Source organism: Caulobacter sp. BE264, from assembly GCF_031457805.1.
Lineage (GTDB): Bacteria > Pseudomonadota > Alphaproteobacteria > Caulobacterales > Caulobacteraceae > Caulobacter.
In genome coordinates, this window is record NZ_JAVDXI010000004.1 from 258,058 (window position 1) to 280,579 (window position 22,522).

Sequence of the window (22,522 nt, forward strand, 5' to 3'; positions counted from 1 at the left end):
TAAAGCTCACATCTGGGGGTTCCCCTTCCGGAGCCACGCCCCTAAGTGGGAGACCATTGGTCGCCAGGGCGCGTTGGGCGTCATAACAATCGGGTTGTACGACATGCGTCACGCCAAGACCGGCGCTTACATCGCGACGTTCGCGCTTCTGGCGATTGGCTCTGCGGCCTGCACGACACCCGCGCAGAAAGTCGATCCTCAGCTTCCCAGCGCCTACGGAACCTCCAGCGCTGCGCCGCTGGGGGCTCAAGCCCTTGATCAGTGGTGGACGCAGTTCGGCGACCCCGCCCTGAACGACCTCGTGACCACGGCCCTGGCGCAAAGTCCCGACGCGCGACTGGCGGCCGCGCGCCTGGATGAGGCGCGGGCCATCCGCCAAGGCCAGGTGCGGCAAATCTTCATTCCACAGACGCCGCTGGTCGGCTCGGCGCAGCGGACCGACACTGACATCAGCGACCAGAGCGGCACGGGCGGTTTTACCCAGGGCGGCGTGAGCAAGACCTACGCCGCCAATTTCGACGTCTCCTGGGAGCTGGACCTGATCGGGCGTCGCCTCGCCGCGCTGCGGGTGGTGAAGAACGACATGGCGGCGGCGCGCTTCGCCTACGAAGGCGCCCGCGCGGCTCTCGCCGCCAACGTGGCTCAATCGTACTTCGAAGCGCGCGGGCTGGCGGTCCAGCTGGACGACGCGCGAGAGAGCGTCCGTATCGCCAAGGCCTTGTCTGACACCGCCAGCGAAAGGGGGCGGCGGGGTCTGACCGCGACCTCTGAAGGCGAGCGCGCCGCTGCGGACCTCGCCCAGGCCGAAGCGCAGGCCGCCGCCTTGGACGCGCAACTTCGGACGGCGCGCCGCACCCTTCTGATCCTGGTGGGCAAGGGCGTCGACCCGCTCGAGTCCCTACCAATCACGCCCTCGCTGGCCAAACCTCCAGCCGTCCCGGCCGCGACGCCCGGACAGTTGCTGGCCCGGCGTCCGGATGTGCGCGAGGCCGCGGCGCGACTGGCGTCGGCTTCGGGCAACCTCAACATCAGTGAGCTGGCGCTGTTCCCGACCCTAACGCTCACGCCGGGCGTTGGAGTATCGAAATCGATCACGCCCAGCTTCCTGGAACCCCGGGCGGAGACCTCGACGACGAGCTCGGCCTGGACGGTCGGGGCCAACCTCTCGATCCCGATCCTGAACATCCCCAAGCTGATGTCCGACATCAAGGCCAGCAACGCTCGGGTGGAGCAGGCCGCGATCACCTACGAGAAGACGGTGCAGACCGCGTTCGGCGAGGCCGACAACGCTCTCGTGCAATTGGCCGCCGATGAGCGCCGCGTCGCGCTGTTGTCGGCTGGCGAGCGACGGGCCGCTGTCGCTTACGAAGCCAGCCGCAAGGGCTATGCGGCCGGGCTCACCGATCTGACCACGGCGCTGCAGGCCGAACAGGCCTGGCGCGCCGTCCGCTCGGCCGCCACCGGCGCCCAGACCCAGGCGCTGCAACGCGCCGTGCAAACCTACAAGGCTCTCGGCGGCGGTTGGTCGCCCGAAGCTGTCCCGACCAAGGCTTCCGCGCAGTGAGACCCGCTCCGATGACGACCCGCTATATGATCGCCACCGCCCTGGTCTGCGCCGGCGTGGGCCTGACCGCCTGCGGCGGCAAGAAGGACGCCGCCGCCGACAAGACCACGCCAGCCGCGTCCGCGCGGGTGGTCAGCGTCGGCAGCGTCGAGACGCGCCCCTTGGGGGGCGGCGTAGAGGCCTCCGGACTGCTGGTCTCCCGCGAAGAAGCCGCCGTTGGATCGGAGCTGACCGGTTACCGCGTGGCGCGTCTCTACGCCGACGAGGGCGACTGGGTCCGCGCCGGTCAGCCGCTGGTCCAGCTGGACGACACCCTGCTGCGGGCCCAGATCGACCAGCAGTCGGCGGTGACCGCCCAGGCTCAGGCCGAGGCGGCCCGGGTGTCGGGCCTCGATGGACAGGGCGTCCTCAGCCAGGAACAGATCGAGACGCGACGCTACCAGGCCAAGGCCCAGGAGGCGGCGCTGAAGGAGCTGCGGACGCGCGCCTCGCGCATGACCATCACCGCGCCCGTCAGCGGCCGGGTGTTGTCGCGCGGCGTCCAGCCCGGCCAGATCGCTGGCGGCGGAACCGCCCCGTGGTTCACCATCGCCCGCGACGGGCTGGTGGAGCTGGACGCCGAGGTCAATGAAACCGATCTGGGCGGCGTTCGCCCCGGCCAATCGGTGGCCGTGTCCCTGCCCGCCGGCCAGGCCCTGACCGGGGTCGTGCGCCTGATCAGTCCGCGCGTCGACAGCGCCAGCCGGCTGGGCAAGGTGCGCATCCGCCTGCCCGTCCGCCCCGACCTCCGTCCTGGCGGCTTTGCCCGCGCCACGTTCGGCGCCTCTGGCGCGCCGGTGACGGCGGTTCCGGAATCCGCCATCCGCTACGAAGCCGACGGCCTGTTCCTGATGACGGTCGACAGCAACAACCGCGCCAAACAGGTCCCGGTGAAGATCGGCCAAAAGGGCGGAGGCTGGGCCCAGGTGCTGCAAGGACCCGCGCCGGGCGCTCGCATCGTCCTCGGCGGCGCAGCCTTTGTCAGCGATGGTGACGTGGTCCGTCCGGCCCCGGCGCAGCAGGCGGCGCGCTGATGATCGATCGGAACAATACGAGCGAGCACCCCAGCGGTCAGCTCCGCGTCTCGGCGTGGGCGATCCGCAACCCCATCCCTGTGGCTGTGGTGTTCATCGCCCTGATGATCGCCGGCGTCGGGGCCTATCTGGGCCTGCCCATCAAGCAATTCCCGAACGTTGAGTTCCCTGCCGTGACCGTGACGGTCACCCAGAGCGGCGCCGCGCCAGGCGAGATGGAGACTCAGGTCACGCGTCCCATTGAGGACGCGGTCGCCAGCATCTCCAACGTCAAGACCATCCGCTCGTCGGTGGTTCAAGGGGCCTCGACCACGACGATCGAGTTCAACCTTGGCGAAGACCTGCAGAAGGTCACCGACGAGGTCCGCTCGAAGGTCGATCAGGCGCGCGCCGTGCTGCCGCGCGAGGTGGACGAGCCGCTTGTCCAGCGCCTGGAGATCACCAGCGCGCCAATCATCACCTACGCCGTCTCGGCGCCGGGCATGAGCGCGACGGACCTGTCGTGGTTCATCGACGACACCGTGACCCGGGCCTTGCAGGGCGAGAAGGGCGTCGCGCAGGTGGCCCGGGTCGGCGGCGTCGATCGCGAGATCAACGTCATCATCGACCCTGACCGCATGGCGTCGTTCGGCGTCACCGCGCCGCAACTGAATCAGGCCCTGGCCAGCTTCAGCGTCGACGCGCCCGGCGGCCGCGCCAACATCGGCGGACGCGAGCAGACCCTGCGGGTTCTGGGCGCGGCGACCACGATCGAGCAGCTGCGCCAGATCACCATTCCCGTCGCCGGCGGCCGCTATGTGAAGCTGACCGACGTCGCCCAAGTGGGCCAGGGCTCGGAAGAAGAGCGCGGCTTCGCGCGCCTCGACGGCAAGTCCGTGGTGGCGTTCCAGGTCATGAAGACCCGGGATTCCAGCGACGTCGCTGTCGAGGATCGCGTGAAGGTCGCCGTCGACAAGCTGGCGGAGAAGACCCCCGGCGTAACGTTCGTGAAGATCTTCTCGACCGTCGACGAGACCCGAGCCAGCTTCAAGGCCACCGAGCACACGCTGCTGGAGGGCATGCTTCTGGCGTCGCTGGTGGTGTTCCTTTTCCTGCGCGAATGGCGGGCGACCCTGATCACCGCCATCGCCATGCCGGTCTCGCTGGTGCCGACCTTCGCCTTCATGGCGTTCATGGGCTTTTCGCTGAACGTCGTGACCCTGCTGGCCCTCACCCTGGTGATCGGCATCCTCGTGGATGACGCGGTCGTCGAGATCGAGAACATCGAGAAACGGGTCGCGCGAGGACAAAGACCGTTCCAGGCCGCGATGGAAGGCGCCGACGCCATTGGCCTCGCCGTCGTAGCGACCACCTTCACGATCGTGGCCGTGTTTGTGCCGGTTTCTTTCATGCCTGGCATGCCTGGCCAGTTCTTCAAGGAATTTGGCCTGACGGTCGCCGTGGCCGTGCTGTTCTCCCTGGTCGTGGCCCGCCTGCTGACGCCGTTGCTGGCGGCCTACTTCCTCAAGCCCGCCAAGGCGCCGCATGCGCGCAAACCGTTCGAAGGGCTCTATCGCAACATCCTGGACTGGTCGCTGGACCATCGGATCCTGGCCTGCGTCATCGGCGGCGTGATCTTCATCGGGTCCATCATGCTCGCGGGCCTGCTGCCGACGGCGTTCCAACCCGCAGCGAACAACAACTACTACTATCTCAAGGTCCAGGGGCCGCCGGGCGCGACGGTCGCCGACATGGACCGCACGGTGCAGGCGGTGACCACCATGTTCCGCAAGCGCCCCGAGGTGACCCACGTCTTTGCGCAGGTCGGCTCCAACATCGGCAGCGGCTGGGGCGGGCAGAGCAGCGCTGACATTCGCGACGCGACGATCACCATCGTGCTGTCCGGCGATCGCGATCTGAGCGTCACGGAGATCAAACAGGAGGTGCGCGATGGTCTTCGCGACATTCCCGACGCCCGTGTCAATCTGCTGGGGGACTGGGGCTCGTCGGAGGTGCAGACCATCCTGGTTGCCGAGGACGGCCCTCTGCTTGAGCGCACAGCGGCCCAGATCGAGCGCGAGATGCAGGGTCTGTCGACCGTGGCCGACCCGCGCCCCTCCTCGCCGCCCAGCGGGCCGGAAATCCTGATCCGTCCGAGGGCGGACGAAGCCGCCCGCCTGGGCGTCAGCTCGGCCGACATCGCCGCCATTGCCCGTGTGGCCACGGTCGGCGACATCGACGCCAATGTCGCCAAGATGACCCAAGGCGAGCGACGGATCCCCATCCGGGTTCGCCTCCCAGCGGAGAGCCGTCAGGACCTCGAGGCGCTAGGCGCCCTCCGTGTCCCCACGGCGAACGGCGGCAGCACCCGCCTGGACAGCGTGGCCGACCTGTCTTTCCAGGCCGGCCCCGCCAAGATCGACCGCTTCGCGCGTAAGCGACAGGTGACCATCGAGGCCGACCTCAACAACGGCGCGCAGCTGGGCGAGGCCATGACCGACGTCGGCAACCTGCCGACCATGAAGAACCTGCCGCCAGGGGTCGGGCCGGCGTCGGCCGGTGACCAGGAGGCGTTCGTCGAGCTGTTCACCGGCTTCGCGGTCGCCTTGCTGTCAGCCGTCGGACTTGTCTTCGGGGTGCTGGTGCTGCTGTTCCGCAGCTTCTTTAAGCCGATCACCATCCTGTCGGCCTTGCCGCTGGCGATCGGCGGGGCATTCTTCGCCCTCTTGGTGATGGGCCAATCGCTGTCGATGCCCTCGCTGATCGGCTTCCTGATGCTGATGGGGCTGGCCGCCAAGAACTCGATCCTCCTGGTCGAGTACGCGATCGAACAGGAGCGCGCAGGCATGAGCCAGCGCGAGGCTATCCTGGACGCCTGCCACGAGCGCGCCCGGCCGATCGTCATGACGACGCTCGCCATGATGGCCGGCATGCTCCCCACCGCTCTGGGGATCGGCACCGGCGCGGAGTTCCGTCAGCCGATGGCGGTGGCGGTGATCGGTGGCTTGATCACCTCGACGGTTCTGTCGCTGGTGCTGGTGCCCGTCGTCTACGAGATCGTCGATGACTTTGAGATGTGGCTCAAACCGAAGCTGGCCCGGGTGATCACGCCGCGGGAGGCGCCAGAGCAGCCCCCGCTGGCCTGACGAGGGCTTTGAGCGCCTGGCGTTTCGGCGTCGGGCGCTCTAGTCGCGCTTGGGCGCGTAGCTGAGCCGGCAGACGGTCCAACCGTTTTCGCGCGCCATCTCGAACTTGCCACCCAGCTGCTGGGCCATGGCGCGGACGATGCGGAGTCCCAGGCTCTTGGATCGAGCGGGATCAAAGCCCTCTGGGGGCCCCGCGCCGTCGTCGCGCACCGTGAGCACATGAGTCAGGCCTGACTGATCGAGCGTGACCTGCACGCGGCCCGCGCCCCCCTCGCCGAAGCCGTGTTCCAGCGCGTTGTTGAAGCTCTCCAACATGACCAGGGTGACCGGCGTAGCTTGGTCAGCGTGCAGCGGTTCTTCGCCGCCTTCGATCGTCAGGACAATTTTTGCGCCCGCCGCAGCCGCTGCGCCCGCCAGGACAACCTCGGCGAACGTACGGAACGGCGCAGGGTCGCCTACAGCGTTGTGCAGCTCTCGCTGGATCTTGGCGATCAGCTCGATACGTCCACCAGCCTCGTCAAGGGCGTGGCGCGCATCCTCGTCGTGGATCCCTGCGCCTTGGAGACGTAGCAGCGCCCCGACAACCTGTAGGTTGTTGCTCACTCGGTGATGCAGCTCGCGATACAGCAGGTCGCGACTCTCGGCGAGCGCAGCGTAACGGGCGCGTTCCTCCTCGAGCTGCCGCAGGGCCTTCTTCATGCCGTCGATGAAGAAGACGTCGACCGCCACGACAAAGGCGTAGAACGCCAACGCCACGGTCGTCGGGAAATTGACGCTGAGCGTGTGGAGCGGCGGAATAAAGAAGTACCAGGCGGTGACCCCGGACAATACGGCGCACAGGATCGACGGCCGAAGGCCGGCGAAGTACGCGGTGATCACGACCGCCGGGAAGAAGGTCAGGTACGGGAAGCCGGGCGGGAACCAGTCGTTCAGCGCGTAGCGCAGCGCCCAGGCGAGCAGCGTCGCCAGAATGGCGAAGACATAGCCCCCGACCTTTCCACGAATGAGCGCGTTCACGGCCAAGCTTTCCCCCGACGTGCTCTCTGGTGAGGGAAAGCCGAATAACCGTCAAGCGGGTAGCCGACATAGACGAGGTCGAGCTGCAACAAGCAAAAGGCCCCGGAGATCGCTCTCCGGGGCCTTCGCTTAGATCAGTTCAGCGTGTGCTGAGGATCGGTCGATTACTCAACGATCTTGGCGACGACGCCGGCGCCGACGGTGCGGCCGCCTTCACGGATGGCGAAGCGCAGCTTCTCTTCCATGGCGATCGGGGTGATCAGCTCGACGTCCAGTTCGGCGTTGTCGCCCGGCATGATCATTTCCACGCCTTCGCGCAGCTTGATGATGCCCGTCACGTCCGTCGTGCGGAAGTAGAACTGCGGACGGTAGTTGGTGAAGAACGGGGTGTGACGGCCGCCTTCTTCCTTGGTCAGGATGTAGGCTTCGGCCACGAACTTGGTGTGCGGCGTGATCGAACCCGGCTTGCACAGCACTTGGCCGCGCTCGACGTCTTCACGCTTGGTGCCGCGCAGCAGCACGCCCACGTTGTCGCCCGCTTGACCCTGGTCCAGCAGCTTGCGGAACATTTCAACGCCCGTGCAGGTCGTCTTCTGGATCGGACGGATGCCGACGATTTCGACTTCTTCACCGACCTTCACGATGCCGCGCTCGACGCGACCGGTCACCACGGTGCCGCGGCCCGAGATCGAGAACACGTCTTCGACCGGCATCAGGAACGGCATGTCAACCGGACGTTCCGGCTGCGGGATGTAGGCGTCGACCGAAGCCATCAGCGCCAGGATCGCTTCTTCACCGATCTTCGGGTCACGGCCTTCGACCGCGGCCAGGGCCGAACCCTTGGTGATCGGAATGTCATCGCCCGGGAACTGGTACGACGACAGCAGCTCACGAACTTCCATTTCGACGAGCTCGAGCAGCTCTTCGTCGTCGACCATGTCGACCTTGTTCATGAACACGACCAGCGCCGGAACGCCGACCTGACGGGCCAGCAGGATGTGCTCGCGGGTCTGCGGCATCGGGCCGTCAGCGGCCGACACCACCAGGATCGCGCCGTCCATCTGCGCCGCGCCCGTGATCATGTTCTTCACGTAGTCGGCGTGGCCGGGGCAGTCGACGTGGGCGTAGTGACGGTTGGCCGTCTCATATTCCACGTGCGCGGTGTTGATCGTGATGCCGCGGGCCTTTTCTTCCGGCGCAGCGTCGATGTCGGCGTAGTTCTTGGCGGTCGCGCCGCCCGACTTCGCCAGTGTGATCGTGATCGCGGCCGTCAGCGTCGTCTTGCCATGGTCAACGTGACCAATGGTGCCGATGTTGCAGTGCGGCTTAGTGCGTTCGAACTTTTCCTTGGCCATCTTTTAGCTCCAGGACCCCAGAACCCTTGGAAAAAATGGGGGGGCCTTCAATGGTTGAACTTCTGGGGTGTTGGCGGGAGGGGCCGAAGCACCCTCCCGATCGTGCAACCCACGCTTTCCTCTAGAGAAAAGCTTAGGCGTACTTCTTGATCACTTCGTCGGCGACGTGTTGCGGCACCGGATCGTAGTGGTCGTAGACCATGCTGAACTGAGCGCGGCCCTGCGACATGCCCCGAAGGGTGTTCACGTAACCGAACATGTTGGCCAGCGGGACGTAGGCGTTCACGACAGTCGCGTTGCCGCGCATGTCTTGACCCTGGATCATGCCACGGCGGCTGTTCAGGTCGCCGATGACCGAACCCAGATACTCTTCCGGGGTCACGACCTCGACCTTCATGATCGGCTCGAGCAGCTTCGGAGCGCCCTTCTCGCGCAGCTCCTTGAAGGCGGCGCGGGCGGCGATTTCGAAGGCCAGGACCGACGAGTCGACGTCGTGGAACTTGCCGTCCGTCAGGGTCGCCTTGAAGTCGATCAGCGGGAAGCCGGCCAGCAGGCCGCTGTCCTTGACCGATTCCAGGCCCTTCTGGACGCCGGGGATGTATTCCTTCGGCACGGCGCCGCCGACGATCGCGCTTTCGAACACGAAGCCCGAACCCGGCTCACCCGGTTCGAAGGTGATCATGACGCGGGCGAACTGGCCCGTACCACCGGTCTGCTTCTTGTGCGTGTAGTCGATGTCGACCTTGCGGCCCAGCGATTCACGATAGGCCACCTGCGGCGCGCCGATGTTGGCTTCGACCTTGTAGGTCCGCTTCAGGATGTCGATCTTGATGTCGAGGTGCAGTTCGCCCATGCCCTTCAGGATCGTCTGACCGCTTTCGAAGTCGGTCGAAACGGTGAAGGACGGATCTTCGGCGGCCAGCTTCTGCAGGGCGACGCCCAGCTTCTCCTGGTCGGCCTTCGACTTGGGCTCGACGGCGATTTCGATAACCGGGGCCGGGAATTCCATGCGCTCGAGAATGACCGGCGACTTCAGCGGATCGCACAGGGTGTCGCCCGTGCGGGTTTCCTTCAGGCCGGCCAGGGCGACGATGTCGCCAGCGTAGGCTTCCTTGATGTCTTCGCGGTTGTTCGAGTGCATCAGCAGCATGCGGCCAACGCGCTCGCGCTTGTCGCGCGTCGAGTTCAGCAGCGACATGCCGGTTTCCATCTTGCCCGAGTAGATGCGGCAGAAGGTCAGCGAACCGACGAAGGGGTCGTCCATGATCTTGAACGCCAGAACCGACAGCGGCTCTTCGTCCGAGGCCAGACGGGTGGTCTCTTCTTCGGTCTTGAAGTCGATGCCCTTGGTCGGCGGAATGTCGACCGGCGACGGCAGGTAGTCGACGACGGCGTCGAGCAGGGGCTGGACGCCCTTGTTCTTGAAGGCCGAGCCGCAGAGGATCGGATAGAAGGCGCCGGTCAGCACGGCCTTACGGATGCACTTCTTGATCGTCTCGATCGAGGGCTCTTCACCGCCCAGGTAGGCTTCCATGGCGTCGTCGTCGAGTTCGACGGCGTTTTCGACCAAGTAGGCGCGGGCTTCCACGGCCTTGTCCATCAGGTCGGCCGGGATTTCTTCATCGCGGTACGACGCGCCCAGACCGTCGTTGTCCCAGACCACGGCCTTCATGCGGACCAGGTCGACGAGACCCTTCAGGTTCGACTCGGCGCCGATCGGGAATTGGATCGGAACGGCCTTGGCGCCCAGACGGTCACGGATCGACTCGACCGACTTGTCGAAGTCGGCGCCGATCTTGTCCATCTTGTTGACGAACACGATCCGCGGAACCTTGTACTTGTCGGCCTGGCGCCACACGGTTTCGGTCTGCGGCTCGACGCCGGCGTTACCATCCAGCACCGTCACGGCGCCGTCGAGAACGCGCAGCGAGCGCTCGACTTCGATGGTGAAGTCGACGTGCCCGGGGGTGTCGATGATGTTGAGGCGCTTCTCGTTCCAGAAGGCGGTCGTCGCGGCCGACGTGATCGTGATGCCGCGCTCTTGCTCTTGTTCCATCCAGTCCATGGTGGCGGCGCCATCGTGGACTTCACCGATCTTGTGCGACTTACCGGTGTAATAAAGGATCCGCTCGGTCGTCGTCGTCTTGCCCGCGTCGATGTGGGCCATGATGCCGAAGTTGCGGTAGTCTTCGATTTTATGCGTGCGGGGCATAGCGATCGCTCTGCGAAACGGGGCGGCCCTGGACGGACACGACCGGGATTAAACGTGCGGCGCGGGCGGTTTATCTCAAACCGCCCGCGCCTGAAAGAGTGCTGGTAAGAAAGGTTACCAGCGGTAGTGCGAGAACGCCCGGTTGGCTTCAGCCATCTTGTGGGTGTCTTCGCGCTTCTTCACGGCGGTGCCGCGGTTGTTCGAGGCGTCGAGCAGCTCACCAGCCAGCTTCTCGGTCATGGTGTTTTCGCCACGCTTGCGAGCGGCGGTCACCAGCCAACGGATGGCCAGGGCGCGGCGACGGTCCGGACGGACTTCAACCGGCACTTGGTAGGTGGCGCCGCCAACGCGACGCGACCGGACTTCGATCGCCGGAGCGACGTTGTCCAGAGCGGAGTGGAAGGTTTCAAGCGGACCTTGGTCCTTGCGCTTGGCTTCCAGGATGTCGAAAGCACCATAGATGATGTTTTCGGCGACGGCTTTTTTGCCCTCGTACATCACGTAGTTCATGAACTTCGTGACAACCAGATCCCCAAACTTGGGATCCGGCAGGACTTGGCGTTTCTCGGCGCGACGGCGGCGGGACATCTTCTTCTATTCCTTACTTCGGACGCTTGGCGCCGTAGAGCGAACGACGCTGCTTACGATCCTTGACACCTTGGGTGTCGAGGACGCCGCGCAGGATGTGATAGCGGACGCCGGGCAAGTCCTTGACGCGGCCGCCGCGGATGAGCACCACCGAGTGCTCCTGCAGGTTGTGGCCTTCGCCCGGAATGTAGCACACGGCTTCGATGCCGGTGGTCAGACGGACCTTGGCGACCTTACGGAGAGCCGAGTTCGGCTTCTTCGGGGTCGTGGTGTAAACGCGGGTGCAAACGCCGCGACGCTGCGGGCAGCCCTTCAGGGCCGGCACCTTGTTCCGCACCGGCTTCGGGGAGCGCGGCTTACGGATGAGCTGGTTAATGGTAGGCATTAAGTCTCTGCTCTGATGGAAGCGTGTGCCTTTCGGCCGGGGCGCTTCAGGTCCTTGTCTTTGTTTTTCGGCTTTTCAAGGCTCAGCTAAGAGGCCCGATAAACACGAAACTCGCCGGAGCGCGGGAAGCACGCCGGCGGGTTCAAGATCCCTTCGGACCCGAAAGCCCGGAAGGAACGCAAGCTCATCAGGACGGACGCGAACGGCCGCCTCGAAAAAGAGCGCGGTATTTACTCGCGAAGTGGTCCAGCGTCAACCGCCTGTTCCCGCGTCGGTTAACGCCGCCTTAAGGCCGTAATCCAGGCCGCGTTTTCGCCATGTGAAGCTGTGCAGCTTACGGGGGCGCCGCCGCTTGCCATACTGGCGCGGCACGCCATTTGGGGTCGGGGGCGTCCCGAGGCAAGGCCAGGAGTTCAGGTGAGCGTCAGCAAGGGGGCCCGCGTCGACAGGCGACGCCACGCGACGATCCTCGCCGGCTCGCTGCTGCTCCACGCCGCGTTGCTGGCGTGGCTGGCCCTACCCGCTCCGCCGCTGCTCCAGATGGTCGCGGAGGACGACCTTTCGACCATGACGCTTGAGCTCCAGCGCCCGCTTCCGCGCAAGGCGCCCCAGAGCTCTTCTGCGCCCCCTATCGCATCCAGCCGCCCCCTGGAGTTCAAGGTCCGCGCCCCGACCCGCCCCGTTCCGGCGGGCGCGCCGACCCTGGAGGTTCCCGCATCGGGCCTGATCCGACCCGGCGTCGCCATTCGTCCCGCGCCCCTGCCGGGCGACAGCGCCGGCGACCTGCGTACGGCCTTGCGCGGAAGCGCGACCGGCTGCGTCAGCGCTGATGCGGTGGGATTGAACCGACGGGAGCGGGAGCGATGCGACGAGCGCTTCGGGGCGGCCAAGGCCAAGGGCGATCCGCTCTCGGCCATGGACGCTGACAAGCGTCGAGCGCTCGACGCCCAGTCCGCCGCGCAGGACGCCTATCGGCGCTACCAGAACGCGCCCATGGGCCCCGGCGTCGACCACCGCAGCAGGGATCATCCGGGGACGATGAAGGAAATTCCCTTCGTCTTGGGTGCGCAGCAGGACGGCCTGGGGCGCGAACGCAAGTCCGTGGCGGACGAGATCCGAAGGAACCAGGACCTGGAAAAGCGGGCGACGCGGGTTCTGGAGCTTCAGAAGAAGGCTGGCCGGAGACCTTAGGGCGGCGAACGCCGCGTCACGCGGCTCTTCTAGGCTGCGCGCCGGATCGCCTGCGCCGCACCTTCACGAACCTGGAACCGTTGCACCAGTTCGGCGAGTCCTCGCACTTCGTCGAGCAGCGCCTGACTGGACGACGCTGAGCGACTGGCCATGGCCGTGGTGTGCTGGGTGCCCTGGTCCATGCTGTTGACCGCCGTGTTGACTTCGGAAAGGCCTGCGGACTGCTCCTGCGCGCTGGCGGCGATCTCGGTGATCACGGTGCTGATCGCACTGACCTGACCAGCGATACGCTGCAGGGTGTCTCCCGCCGCGCCCACGAGCGACACGCCCGCCTCGACCTGTCGCTCAGAGTCGGCGATGTGAGTCTTGATCTCCTTGGCGGCTTCGGCCGAGCGTTGGGCGAGCGCCCGCACCTCCTGAGCGACCACGGCGAACCCTCGCCCCGCCTCGCCGGCCCGGGCGGCTTCGACACCGGCGTTTAGGGCCAGAAGGTTGGTCTGGAAGGCGATCTCGTCGATCACGGTGATGATCTGGGCGACCTGACGCGAAGAAACCTCGATACCGCCGATGGCCTCGACCGCAGAGGCGACAACCTCGCGCGAACGGCTCGCCTCGCTTTGGGCCTCGCTGACGGCGCGATAGGCCTCTTGGGCGCCGGTGGCGGTCTTGCGAACCGTGGCGGTGATCTCGTCAAGCGCGGCGGCGGTCTCCTCCAGGCTGGCGGCCTGGGCTTCGCTGCGCCGAGACAGGTCGTGGGCGGCGTCGGCGATGCCGCCGGCCCCGGCGTTGAGCTGCGCGACCGCCGACACCACAGCAACCATGGCCCCCTCCAGCCCCTCCACCGCGCGGTTGAAGTCGGCGCGAAGGCCTTCATAGTCCTCTGCGAAGGGCTCGGTGAGACGGACCGTCAGATCGCCGTCCGAAAGGCGCTGGAGGCCATCGGCCAGTCGGCGTACGACCTGGGCCTGATCGGCGGCGCGACGCGCGCCTTCGGCGCCGGCGGCCTCGCGCTCGGCTTCCGCCGAAGCGCGCGCGGCTGCGGCTTCGCCCGCCAAGCGGCTCTTTTCGAGCGACTCGTCTCGGAAGCGATGCACCGCGTCCGCCATCTGGCCGATATCATCCTGTCGGCCGGCGAACGGGAGCTCAACGGTGAGGTCGCCGGCCATCAGCTTGTTCATGGCCCCGCGCAAGGCCCCCAGCGGCGACAACTGTCGCCGCGCCATCAGCACTGAGGCCAAGGCCCCGGCGGCGCCCAGCAAGACGCAGGCGGCGGCCAGCAGGGTCAGTTGACGATAGACCGGCTGGAAATAGTCGGCTTGCGGAACGCCGACATAGAGCACGCCAATCACCTGGCCCGACGCGTCCTTGATCGGATCGTAGGCGACGAAGAACGGCCGATCCAGAATCTTGGCTTCGCCGCGATAGGGCTCCCCGCGGCCCAGCACGGCGTCATAGACCGGACCCTTGGCGAGAACGGTGCCCACGGCGCGTGAACCGTCGGGCTTGGTGACGTTGGTGGTGATGCGCTTGTCGCCCATGAAGACGGTGGCCGTCCCGCCGACCAGGGCCTTCACGCGGTCGACACCTTCAAAGTCACCGTTCAGCGCCCGATCACCCACGAACAGCGTATCGCCTTCACGTCGAAACGCCTTGTCGCGCTCCCCGACCACGTCCCAGGCCACGCGCATGCTGGCTTCCTGGTTCTGGGTCGCCTGGCGGCGCGCGAAGTCGAGCGAGCTTTTGGCGACGATTCCCAGGACCGCGAGGGTCAGGACAAGGAAGGCCAGAGCGATCGTCAGGCTGACCTTGGTGGAGATGCTGGCGCGCACGGGAATTTTCCTAGTGGTTCGCCCGACCATTTGGTTAATCGCCCTGAAAAATGATTAAAATCAAAGCGAGAACATTGTTCTTGTATTGCGAGCGACAATCCGTCGCGGCGAAAGAAGGCGTCAACGCGATGCGTCTTCCCGAAACGCACTCACGCTGATGGCTGCGCGTTTCTTTCTGGGTCGGGAGATCGTCCGTAGCGGCTGCGCCAACCTTGACTGAGACCCCTGTTAGCCCAGAGCGATTTCCGACTAGTGTGAAGCGGGATCGGAGCGAAAACGCCCTCAGCTTTTGAAGCGGGGCCTTTTGTCCGATCTGGCCGGATCAATCAGACCTGAAAGGGCTCCTGGCTCCTCGCATGACCCGCATGATCTTCGCCGCCCTGCTGGCGGCCCTATCCCTGCCCTTGTCCGCATTCGCTGCGGACTGGCCTACCCAAAGCGGCGACTTCCTCGCCCGCGACGTCACCTTCAAATCCGGCGAGACGCTGGCGGAGGTGCGCATGCGATACACCACCTTGGGGACACCACACCGGAACGCCCAGGGCGAGATCGACAACGCGGTAATGGTCCTGCACGGCACGGGCGGTTCAGGCCGCAACTTCCTGGTCCCGATCTTCGCGGATGAGCTTTATGGTCCGGGCCAGCCTCTGGATCTGGCGACGACCTATGTGATCCTGCCCGACAATATCGGGCATGGCGGCTCATCAAAGCCGAGCGACGGGCTGCGCATGGCCTTCCCGCGCTATGACTACGACGACATGGTCGCATTGCAGCACCGCCTCCTGGTCGAGGGTCTGGGCGTAAAGCGTCTCAAGCTGATTCTCGGCACGTCGATGGGCTGCATGCACGCCTTTGTCTGGGGCGAAACCTATCCGGGCTTCGCCGAGCGTCTGGCTCCCTTCGCCTGTAACGCCGTGCCGCTGGCCGGACGCAACCGCATGTGGCGAAAGATGGCGATAGACGCCATTCGCGCGGACCCGGCCTGGATGGATGGGAACTACACGACCCAGCCGCTGGCGGGCCTTCGCACCCTCACGGATCTTCTCATCCTGGCGGGAGCCAATCCCCTGGCTCAACAGGCGCAGTATCCGACCCGCGAGGCGACTGAGAAGGCGCTGGACCAAGCCTTCAACGCCCGGATCGGCGCGATCGACGCCAACGACGCGCTCTACTACATCGACGCGTCCCGGAACTACGACCCTTCACCTGCTCTGGAGAAGATCACCGTGCCGGTCCTCTGGATCAACTCGGCGGACGACTTCATCAATCCGCCGGAGCTGGGCTTGGCCGAACAATTGGTCAAGCGAATGCCCAAGGCGCGCTTCGTCCTGATCCCGGCGTCCACGGAGACGCGAGGTCACGGCACCCACACGGCGGCGAAGTTCTGGAAAGCGGATCTAGCCAAGTTGCTGGCCCAGTAGAGACGCAGCGCCACGCCCGAAACGCAAAAGCCCCGCGCCTGACAGGCGCGGGGCTTTCGATTTCAGCAGACCTGAAAGCCTTTAGGCGATCTTTTCGACCTGATTGTATTCCAGCTCGACCGGAGTGGCGCGGCCGAAGATCGAGACGGTGACACGCAGGCGCGACTTCTCTTCGTCGACATACTCCACCGATCCGTTGAAGCTGGCGAACGGGCCGTCGGTGACGCGGACGTTCTCGCCCACTTCGTACAGCACCACGGCCTTCGGGGCGGTGACGCCTTCTTCGATGGCGCCGACGATCCGCTGAACTTCCTTTTCCGAAACCGGCATCGGCTTGGAGCCGCTGCCCAGGAAGCCCGTGACCTTCGGCGTGTTCTTGATCAGGTGGTAGGCTTCGTCCGAGAGATTCATCTTCACCAGCACGTAGCCCGGGAAGAACTTGCGCTCGGCGTTGACCTTCCGGCCACGACGGATCTCGACGACCTCTTCGGTCGGCACGAGGATCTCGGAGAAGTTCTCTTCCAGGCCCTGGTTCTTGGCCTGCTCGCGGATGCTCTCGGCCACCTTCTTCTCGAAGTTCGAGTAGGCGTGGACGATGTACCACTTGTGGTTCGGGTTGGACGCGGTTTCGGTGCTCATCGTCTCTATCTTATCCCGCGGTCGCCAGCTTCAGAAGCTGGTTGATGGCGAAGCCAATGCCGCCGTCCACGGCGGTGAAGAACAGCGAAGCCAGCACCACCATGATGAAGACCATCACCGAGGTGATCCAGGTCTCCTTGCGGGTGGTCCAGGTGATCTTGCGAGCCTCGGCGCGCACTTCGCGGAAGAACTGCACCGGGCTGGTGCGCTTCTTCGGAGCGGGAGCGGCTGCGCCCGTCGCGCCGGCGCCCGCAGGCGCCATCGCCGCCGCCGTCTTAGCGGCGCGGTTCTTCATCGCGGACGGGCTGGATCCCGGTTTCCTGGCCATGCTCTTGAGGCTCACGACTTTCTAAATGACCCGGGTCGGCGAGCGCCCCGGAGGCCAAAACGATCGGGCCGAAACACCGACCCGTCGGAAACATATAGTGGCAGGAGTGGAGGGACTCGAACCCCCGGCCCTCGGTTTTGGAGACCGATGCTCTACCAGCTGAGCTACACTCCTGCGGACCGACCGCCCTTTCGGGCCGACGGACATCCGGAGACAGACAGCGCGCCGGAAGCGTTCAAGCCTCGGCGCGCCTGTCTCTGTCGCCAGAGCCGCGCCATTTAGCAGGGTCGCACCCGCCCGGCAAGCGGGGGGCGGAGGATTGCCGCTTTTGGCATGCGGAAGTTTGCGGCGTAGCCCCTTCGCCCCGCCTTCCGGGATCAAAGCCGCGCGCCGCACGTTACCCGCTCATGCCCAGCCTATCGAATCCGCCCACCGAAGATCGCCCCTCGAATCGGGAAGTCGAGCATGAGAACATGCGCCCCGCCCGCGAAGGCGAAGCGCCGCGTCCCGCGACAGAGCCTCGAGGGGCGGCCGACAGCACCCGCTCGCCGAAAACCCAGACGGATCCGGGCTCCGGCGAGGCGTAGAGGGCGGACGACAAGGCGCTAACCGGCCTTGCTTTCCTTAGCCTTGTCGCCCTTGTCCGTTGACGAACTGCTGGCGGGCACGGACGCGCCACACTGAATACCCAGGTAAGACCATCGCACGTCCGTCAACTGGCGGCCGCACTGGGTATTCTTGCCCATGTCCTTGCCCTGCAACGAGATCGCAACCCCCTTGCTCAGGTCCGGCGCCGGGCTCGCCGTGCTGATGTCATAGTATCCGCCGCCACGGCCCTTCACGACGAGGCAGTCGGTGTTCTCCACCGGACGAACACACCCCGACGCCGTGACCGGCGTCGCCTCCACGATGACTTGCTGAGCCTGCGCGACCTTTGTCTTCGCGCCGCCGTCACTGCAACCGGCCAAACCAAACGCTACTAGACTGGCCGCCGCGGCGGCCCCTGAGAACCAAACCCGCATACGTTCCTCCGTATCGTTGGCTTCGCGAACGAAGCAACGTGAAGTCTGCGCTCGGTTTCGGGGCGCGGCAATCACAATTTCGCCGTTTTCGAAAACTTGGTCCGTACGTCTTCGTGATAGGAAATGGTCATTTCCTCGAAGGCATCGACAGGGGCACGCCTCAGACACACATAACGCCGCGCCAGAAATAATCTTCCACGTAATCAGGCTGAAACCCTCATTTAAACATCCGTTTGCAAACCCGAGTTTTTATTTTCTTAAGCTTGGAAATACTTTTCGTGGACTTCACACAGGCCGCATGGGTCGGCACCGACCTCCAGGGCAGGAGTTTTTCACAACCCGGCATTAGACAACCGGCGTTGACATCACGATGCGCTTTCACACATGAGACAAGCGCCGCCAAAGGGCCTGGGCGGCTCCATCATGCGCCGTGGGCGCGCCCGCCTTTTCCGCGCTGAGCGCGTCAGGGACACGAAGAATTCAGATGACGGCCAACGCGACCGCCGCCGCCCCCGTGAAGGAAGCCCCGTACTTCGTCGAGAAGGTGCTGTGGGTGAAACACTGGACAGACCGACTGTTCAGCTTCGCGATCACCCGCCCTGCAAGCTTCCGCTTCCGGTCAGGCGAGTTCGTGATGATCGGCCTGCCCGCGCGCGAAGAGCTGGGTGAAAAGAAGCCCACCTTGCGCGCCTATTCGATCGGCTCGCCATCGTTCGCAGAAGAGCTGGAGTTCTTCTCGATCAAGGTCCCCGACGGCCCGCTGACCTCACGCCTGCAACTGATCCAGGAAGGCGACGAAATCCTTCTGGGCAAGAAGCCGACCGGCACCCTGGTGCTGGACGCCGTGCGTCCCGGCAAGCGCCTGTTCCTGTTCGGCACCGGCACGGGCCTGGCGCCCTGGTTGTCGGTGGCCCGCGATCCAGACGCCTATAGCCGCTTCGAGCGCGTCATCGTCGCCCACGGCGTGCGCGAGGTGAAGGAACTGGCCTATCGCGACCTCTTCACCCAGGAGATCTTCGACGATCCGCTGGTGGGTGACGAGGCCCGCGCCCAGTTGACCTATTATCCGACGGTGACCCGCGAGCCGTTCGAGCGGCAAGGCCGGTTCACCGACCTGATCACAAGCGGCAAGTTGTTCTCGGATCTCGGCATCGAGGGCGACAAGTTCGATCCGGAAAACGACCGGGCCATGTTGTGCGGCTCGATGGCCATGATCAAGGACACCGCCGCCCTGCTGGAGGCCCACGGCCTCAAGGAAGGCTCCAACGCCGAACCCGGCGATTTTGTGATCGAGCGGGCGTTCGTCGGCTAGGGCGCGACGCCGAAAGTGGGAACCGGTTTCGGCGCGGCTCACGCTCTAAGTCTCTGATTTAGAGCCTCGTTATCGCGTCAAAACGATTCCGTTTTGACGCGCGAGGCTCTAGAGCCGCTGACGCCAGATCGGTTACGGTCTGACGATGGTCGACTCGCCCCCTCCGAGCCTCAAAAACCTGACCGTCGAAGAGGCGCGCCAGCGCATTCTCGCCGATGCGTTCCGCTTGGGCGCTGAATCCGTGCGATTGACCGAGAGCCTGGGGCGATGTCTCGCCGAGCCGGTTGTCGCCGGTCGCGCGCAACCGCCCTTCGCCGCCTCGGCCATGGATGGCTGGGCGATCCGGCGCGCAGACTACGCGCCCGGCGCGCGCTTTCGGATCGTCGGTGAAAGCGCGGCCGGCGCCGCCTACCCCCGCCCTCTCGGCGCAAGCGAAGCGGTGCGGATCTTCACCGGCGCGCCACTTCCGGCGGACGCAGATCTTGTCATCATCCAGGAGGAAGCGGTCCGCGACGGCGATGACGTCCGTTGCGATGCGGGGAAGGATCCTCGCGCCAACGTCCGGCCCGCCGGCGGCGACTTCAAGCCCGGCGACATCCTGCTGGAGGCCGGCGTTGTCATCGACCCTTGGCGCCTTTCCCTCATCGCAGCGGCCGGACGCGCCGAGGTTTCGGTGGCGCGCCGTCCCCGCGTGGCGATCCTGGCGACAGGGGACGAACTGGTTCCACCCGGCGCGACGCCCCGCTCTGACCAGATCTTCGAGAGCGGCTCGTGCAGTCTCGCGGCGCTGATCGAGGCTTGGGGCGGCGAGGCTGTGCGACTCTCAGCCCAAGGCGACGATGTAGAGGCGATCGCCGCCGCCGTGGCGCCGGCGGCGGTGGATCTGGTGGTCACAATCGGCGGCGCCTCGGTCGGCGACCACGATCTGGTCAAGCCCGCGCTCAAGACGCTGGGTTTGACGCTGTCGGTCGAGACGGTCGCCTTGCGCCCGGGCAAGCCGACCTGGAGCGGACGCCTGGCCGACGGCCGCCGCGTTCTGGGCCTGCCCGGCAACCCGGCCTCGGCGCTGGTCTGCGCGGAGCTTTTTCTGAGGCCGCTGCTGGCGGCGCTGGTCGGAGCGGCGCCGGATATTCGTCTCACGCCCGCGCGTTTGGCGATCCCGCTTCCTGCCGGCGGGCCGCGCGAGCACTGGATGCGCGCCTCGCTATCGACAGATGCCGACGGGCGAACCGTGGCGACGCCATTCCCCGATCAGGATTCCTCGCTGGTCGGCGTGTTCGCGCGCGCCGATGCTCTCCTGCGAAGACCGGTCGGCGCGCCCGCCGCCGCGACGGGAGACCTGGTGGAAGTTCTGCCGCTCCGGCGCGGCTGAAACCGCGACGCCACAGAATTGACGTGCTAAGCCCGGATTTGAGTTCGCCGGGCGTGACCCGACCTTCACCGCTTCAGAGGTTCGTTTCATGGGGCATGCAGGAAAGATCGCGACCCACGTCCTGTTGGCCTTCGTGGCCCTGCTCGCCGGCCGCTATCTCGTCATCGACATGCCGTTCACGCGGGACACGCTGCTGCAGGCGACCCTGTATGGCCTGGCGGCTTTCATCGTGGAGCTGGCCTTCCGGGTCGAGCGAGCCCCGTGGCGCTTCGTCTCCGCAACCGACCATTTGAGACTTCTCCGGTCGGCCGTGCTGACGGCGGCGGCGTTTCTGGTGATCACGCGCCTGACCCATCCGGGCATCGACGGAGGCCTGCGCACGGTGGCGGGCGCCGCGCTGATCCAGGCCGCCCTGCTCTCCGCGCTGCGGGTGGTCCGCCGCAGCTTGCATGAGCGCATGCTGCTCGACTCGGTTCTGCGCCTTGGCCCTGCATCGCTGCACCCGGCCCTGCCGAGACTGCTGATCATCGGTTCGGCGTCCGAGGCGGAGGCGTTTCTGCGCGCACCGGCCGGCCTTGGCGAACGCTACGCCCCGATCGGCGTGGTCTCGCCGCTGGATCGCGAGACCGGCGACGAACTGCGCGGCGTCTGCGTGCTGGGCTCCATCGCCGACTTCGACAGTGTCCTGGCCCGTCTGCGCGACAGCGGCCTGTCGCCGGCCGCCATCCTGTTCCTCACCGACAGCGCGATGAGCACCTTCGGCGCCGAACGCCTGGGTCGTCTGAAGACCGAAGGCGTACGCCTGCTGCGCCGTCACGGCGTGGTCGAGATGGGCGCCGCGGCGAACACGCCCTTGCTGCGCGAGATCAGTATCGAGGAACTCCTGAGCCGGCCGCCGGTGCGCCTCGACCCTGAGCCGGTCCGCGCCCTCGTCTCCGGCCGTCGGGTGCTGGTCACCGGCGCAGGCGGCAGCATCGGCTCCGAGCTCTGCCGCCAGATCGCCGCCAGTGGCTGCGCGCATCTGACCATGGTGGACGCCTCCGAGTACAACCTGTTCCACATCGATCGCGAGATCGCCGAGCGGCACCCGATCCTCGCCCGGCGCGAAGCGCTGTGCGACGTCCGCGACGCCGCGCGCGTCCAGCGCGTGTTCGCGGAGATGAAGCCGGACATCATCTTCCATGCCGCAGCGTTGAAGCATGTGACTCTGGTCGAAAACCATCCTTGCGAGGGCGTGCGCACCAATGTGCTGGGCACCCGGAACGTAGCTGTCGCGGCGAAGGCCTGTGGCGCGGCGCATCTGGCCCTGATCTCGACCGACAAGGCCGTGGCGCCGACCAGCGTCATGGGCGCTGCGAAGCGGGTGGCGGAGGCCGTCGCGCGCCAGTACGGCGGCGGCGGCGACATGCGGGTCAGCATCGTGCGCTTTGGCAACGTGCTGGGTTCGGCCGGTTCGGTCGTCCCGATCTTCAAGAGCCAGATTGCTCGCGGCGGCCCGATCACCCTGACCCACGCCGAGGTCGAGCGCTACTTCATGACCATCCCGGAGGCCGTGCAGCTGGTGCTCCGGGCCGTGGCCCTGTCGATGATCGCCTCTGAACCCGAAGCCGGCGTGCTGACCCTCGAGATGGGTGAGCCCGTGAAAATCATCGACCTGGCCCGGCGGATGATCGAGCTTCAGGGCCTCGCGCCTGGGCGCGACATCGAGATCCAGATCACGGGGCTGCGGCCTGGTGAGAAGCTGACGGAGACTCTCGTCGACGTGAACGAGGTCGCGCGTCTCAAGGCGCCGGGGATCATGGAGGCGGTGCGCTTGGCCCCCGCCCCGACGATCGCCGATGAGCGCTTGGCCGAGCTGGACGGCTTGGCGGAAGTCGGCGACGAAGCCGGCGTGCGCGCCCGTTTGTTCGAACTGGTGGAGGACCTTCGTCAGGTCGGTCCGTCCAAGGTGGTCAAGATCCGGGCGTCGTAAGCTCGGCTCTGGAGGATCGTGCAGGAGACCTGGAGGATCGATCTAACGGGTTCGGATTTCTCGTGAGATACGACCTCCGCGATCCTCCCCGATCGTCTCCCAAAATCCGAGGACTAT

General features: G+C 65.9%; 18 protein-coding genes, 1 tRNA gene and 1 pseudogene. 10 read left to right on the forward strand and 10 right to left on the reverse strand.

Annotation, left to right across the window (positions count from 1 at the left end; all coding sequences use genetic code 11):
• Positions 1-103: 103 nt before the first annotated feature.
• From J2X45_RS11815 to J2X45_RS11825, 3 genes are read left to right on the forward strand one after another with little or no spacing between them, the layout of a single operon-like run.
• The gene (locus J2X45_RS11815; protein WP_310214881.1) at positions 104-1,564 is read left to right on the forward strand and encodes a TolC family protein; all 1,461 of its coding nucleotides are present in this window, start codon (positions 104-106) and stop codon (positions 1,562-1,564) included.
• On the forward strand, positions 1,522-2,637 hold the full coding sequence (locus J2X45_RS11820) for an efflux RND transporter periplasmic adaptor subunit (protein ID WP_310214884.1): 1,116 nt from the start codon (positions 1,522-1,524) through the stop codon (positions 2,635-2,637). Before J2X45_RS11815 ends, J2X45_RS11820 begins: the two co-directional genes overlap by 43 nt.
• Positions 2,637-5,762, forward strand: coding sequence for an efflux RND transporter permease subunit (locus tag J2X45_RS11825; protein ID WP_310214888.1), 3,126 nt, complete (start codon positions 2,637-2,639; stop codon positions 5,760-5,762). The genes J2X45_RS11820 and J2X45_RS11825 overlap by 1 nt, the downstream gene beginning before the upstream one ends.
• Positions 5,763-5,801: 39 nt before the next feature.
• Here the strand turns inward: J2X45_RS11825 and J2X45_RS11830 are convergent, their stop codons facing one another.
• The 5 genes from J2X45_RS11830 to rpsL all read right to left on the reverse strand — a co-directional run bounded on the left by J2X45_RS11830 (position 5,802) and on the right by rpsL (position 11,319).
• Positions 5,802-6,779: a sensor histidine kinase gene (locus J2X45_RS11830; protein WP_404980055.1), complete on the reverse strand. Its 978-nt coding sequence runs from the start codon at positions 6,777-6,779 to the stop codon at positions 5,802-5,804.
• A 164-nt stretch (positions 6,780-6,943) separates the two neighbouring features.
• Complete coding sequence (gene tuf / locus J2X45_RS11835; RefSeq protein WP_310210607.1) at positions 6,944-8,134, reverse strand: elongation factor Tu; 1,191 nt, start codon at positions 8,132-8,134, stop codon at positions 6,944-6,946.
• Positions 8,135-8,267: 133 nt separating this feature from the next.
• Complete coding sequence (gene fusA / locus J2X45_RS11840; RefSeq protein ID WP_310214893.1) at positions 8,268-10,346, reverse strand: elongation factor G; 2,079 nt, start codon at positions 10,344-10,346, stop codon at positions 8,268-8,270.
• Between the two features lie 114 nt (positions 10,347-10,460).
• Positions 10,461-10,934 carry a 30S ribosomal protein S7 gene (rpsG, locus tag J2X45_RS11845; RefSeq protein ID WP_004624018.1) on the reverse strand — a complete coding sequence of 158 codons (474 nt, stop codon included), beginning with the start codon at positions 10,932-10,934 and terminating at the stop codon, positions 10,461-10,463.
• Positions 10,935-10,947: 13 nt separating this feature from the next.
• Entirely contained in the window at positions 10,948-11,319 is a 372-nt protein-coding gene (gene rpsL, locus J2X45_RS11850) for a 30S ribosomal protein S12 (protein WP_004624021.1), read from the reverse strand.
• Positions 11,320-11,342: 23 nt separating this feature from the next.
• On the opposite strand from rpsL, the gene J2X45_RS11855 reads away from it, so the two are divergent.
• Both J2X45_RS11855 and J2X45_RS11860 read left to right on the forward strand, forming a co-directional pair.
• Entirely contained in the window at positions 11,343-11,609 is a 267-nt protein-coding gene (locus J2X45_RS11855; protein ID WP_310214897.1) for a hypothetical protein, read from the forward strand.
• Between the two features lie 127 nt (positions 11,610-11,736).
• Complete coding sequence (locus tag J2X45_RS11860; protein WP_310214898.1) at positions 11,737-12,510, forward strand: hypothetical protein; 774 nt, start codon at positions 11,737-11,739, stop codon at positions 12,508-12,510.
• Positions 12,511-12,539: 29 nt separating this feature from the next.
• On the opposite strand, the gene J2X45_RS11865 is transcribed toward J2X45_RS11860, so the two are convergent.
• The gene (locus J2X45_RS11865; protein WP_310214901.1) at positions 12,540-14,339 is read right to left on the reverse strand and encodes a methyl-accepting chemotaxis protein; all 1,800 of its coding nucleotides are present in this window, start codon (positions 14,337-14,339) and stop codon (positions 12,540-12,542) included.
• Between the two features lie 356 nt (positions 14,340-14,695).
• On the opposite strand from J2X45_RS11865, the gene J2X45_RS11870 reads away from it, so the two are divergent.
• Positions 14,696-15,760: an alpha/beta fold hydrolase gene (locus tag J2X45_RS11870; RefSeq protein WP_310214904.1), complete on the forward strand. Its 1,065-nt coding sequence runs from the start codon at positions 14,696-14,698 to the stop codon at positions 15,758-15,760.
• 81 nt (positions 15,761-15,841) lie between these two features.
• On the opposite strand, the gene nusG is transcribed toward J2X45_RS11870, so the two are convergent.
• The 3 genes from nusG to J2X45_RS11885 all read right to left on the reverse strand — a co-directional run bounded on the left by nusG (position 15,842) and on the right by J2X45_RS11885 (position 16,901).
• The gene (nusG, locus tag J2X45_RS11875; RefSeq protein ID WP_062099019.1) at positions 15,842-16,399 is read right to left on the reverse strand and encodes a transcription termination/antitermination protein NusG; all 558 of its coding nucleotides are present in this window, start codon (positions 16,397-16,399) and stop codon (positions 15,842-15,844) included.
• A gap of 10 nt (positions 16,400-16,409) precedes the next feature.
• A complete protein-coding gene (secE, locus tag J2X45_RS11880) occupies positions 16,410-16,727 on the reverse strand; it encodes a preprotein translocase subunit SecE (RefSeq protein ID WP_310214908.1) in 318 nt (105 codons plus the stop codon).
• A gap of 98 nt (positions 16,728-16,825) precedes the next feature.
• A tRNA-Trp gene (locus J2X45_RS11885) sits at positions 16,826-16,901 on the reverse strand.
• A gap of 233 nt (positions 16,902-17,134) precedes the next feature.
• Between J2X45_RS11885 and J2X45_RS11890 the strand changes: the two genes are divergently transcribed.
• Entirely contained in the window at positions 17,135-17,314 is a 180-nt protein-coding gene (locus J2X45_RS11890; protein WP_310214910.1) for a hypothetical protein, read from the forward strand.
• 18 nt (positions 17,315-17,332) lie between these two features.
• On the opposite strand, the gene J2X45_RS11895 is transcribed toward J2X45_RS11890, so the two are convergent.
• Positions 17,333-17,749: a hypothetical protein gene (locus tag J2X45_RS11895; RefSeq protein WP_310214912.1), complete on the reverse strand. Its 417-nt coding sequence runs from the start codon at positions 17,747-17,749 to the stop codon at positions 17,333-17,335.
• A gap of 384 nt (positions 17,750-18,133) precedes the next feature.
• On the opposite strand from J2X45_RS11895, the pseudogene J2X45_RS11900 reads away from it, so the two are divergent.
• From J2X45_RS11900 to J2X45_RS11910, 3 genes and pseudogenes are all read left to right on the forward strand, one after another.
• Positions 18,134-19,061, forward strand: a pseudogene (locus tag J2X45_RS11900) (ferredoxin--NADP reductase).
• A 145-nt stretch (positions 19,062-19,206) separates the two neighbouring features.
• A complete protein-coding gene (glp, locus tag J2X45_RS11905; protein WP_310214915.1) occupies positions 19,207-20,433 on the forward strand; it encodes a gephyrin-like molybdotransferase Glp in 1,227 nt (408 codons plus the stop codon).
• 88 nt (positions 20,434-20,521) lie between these two features.
• On the forward strand, positions 20,522-22,405 hold the full coding sequence (locus J2X45_RS11910) for a nucleoside-diphosphate sugar epimerase/dehydratase (protein WP_310214917.1): 1,884 nt from the start codon (positions 20,522-20,524) through the stop codon (positions 22,403-22,405).
• The last annotated feature ends 117 nt before the right edge of the window (positions 22,406-22,522 follow it).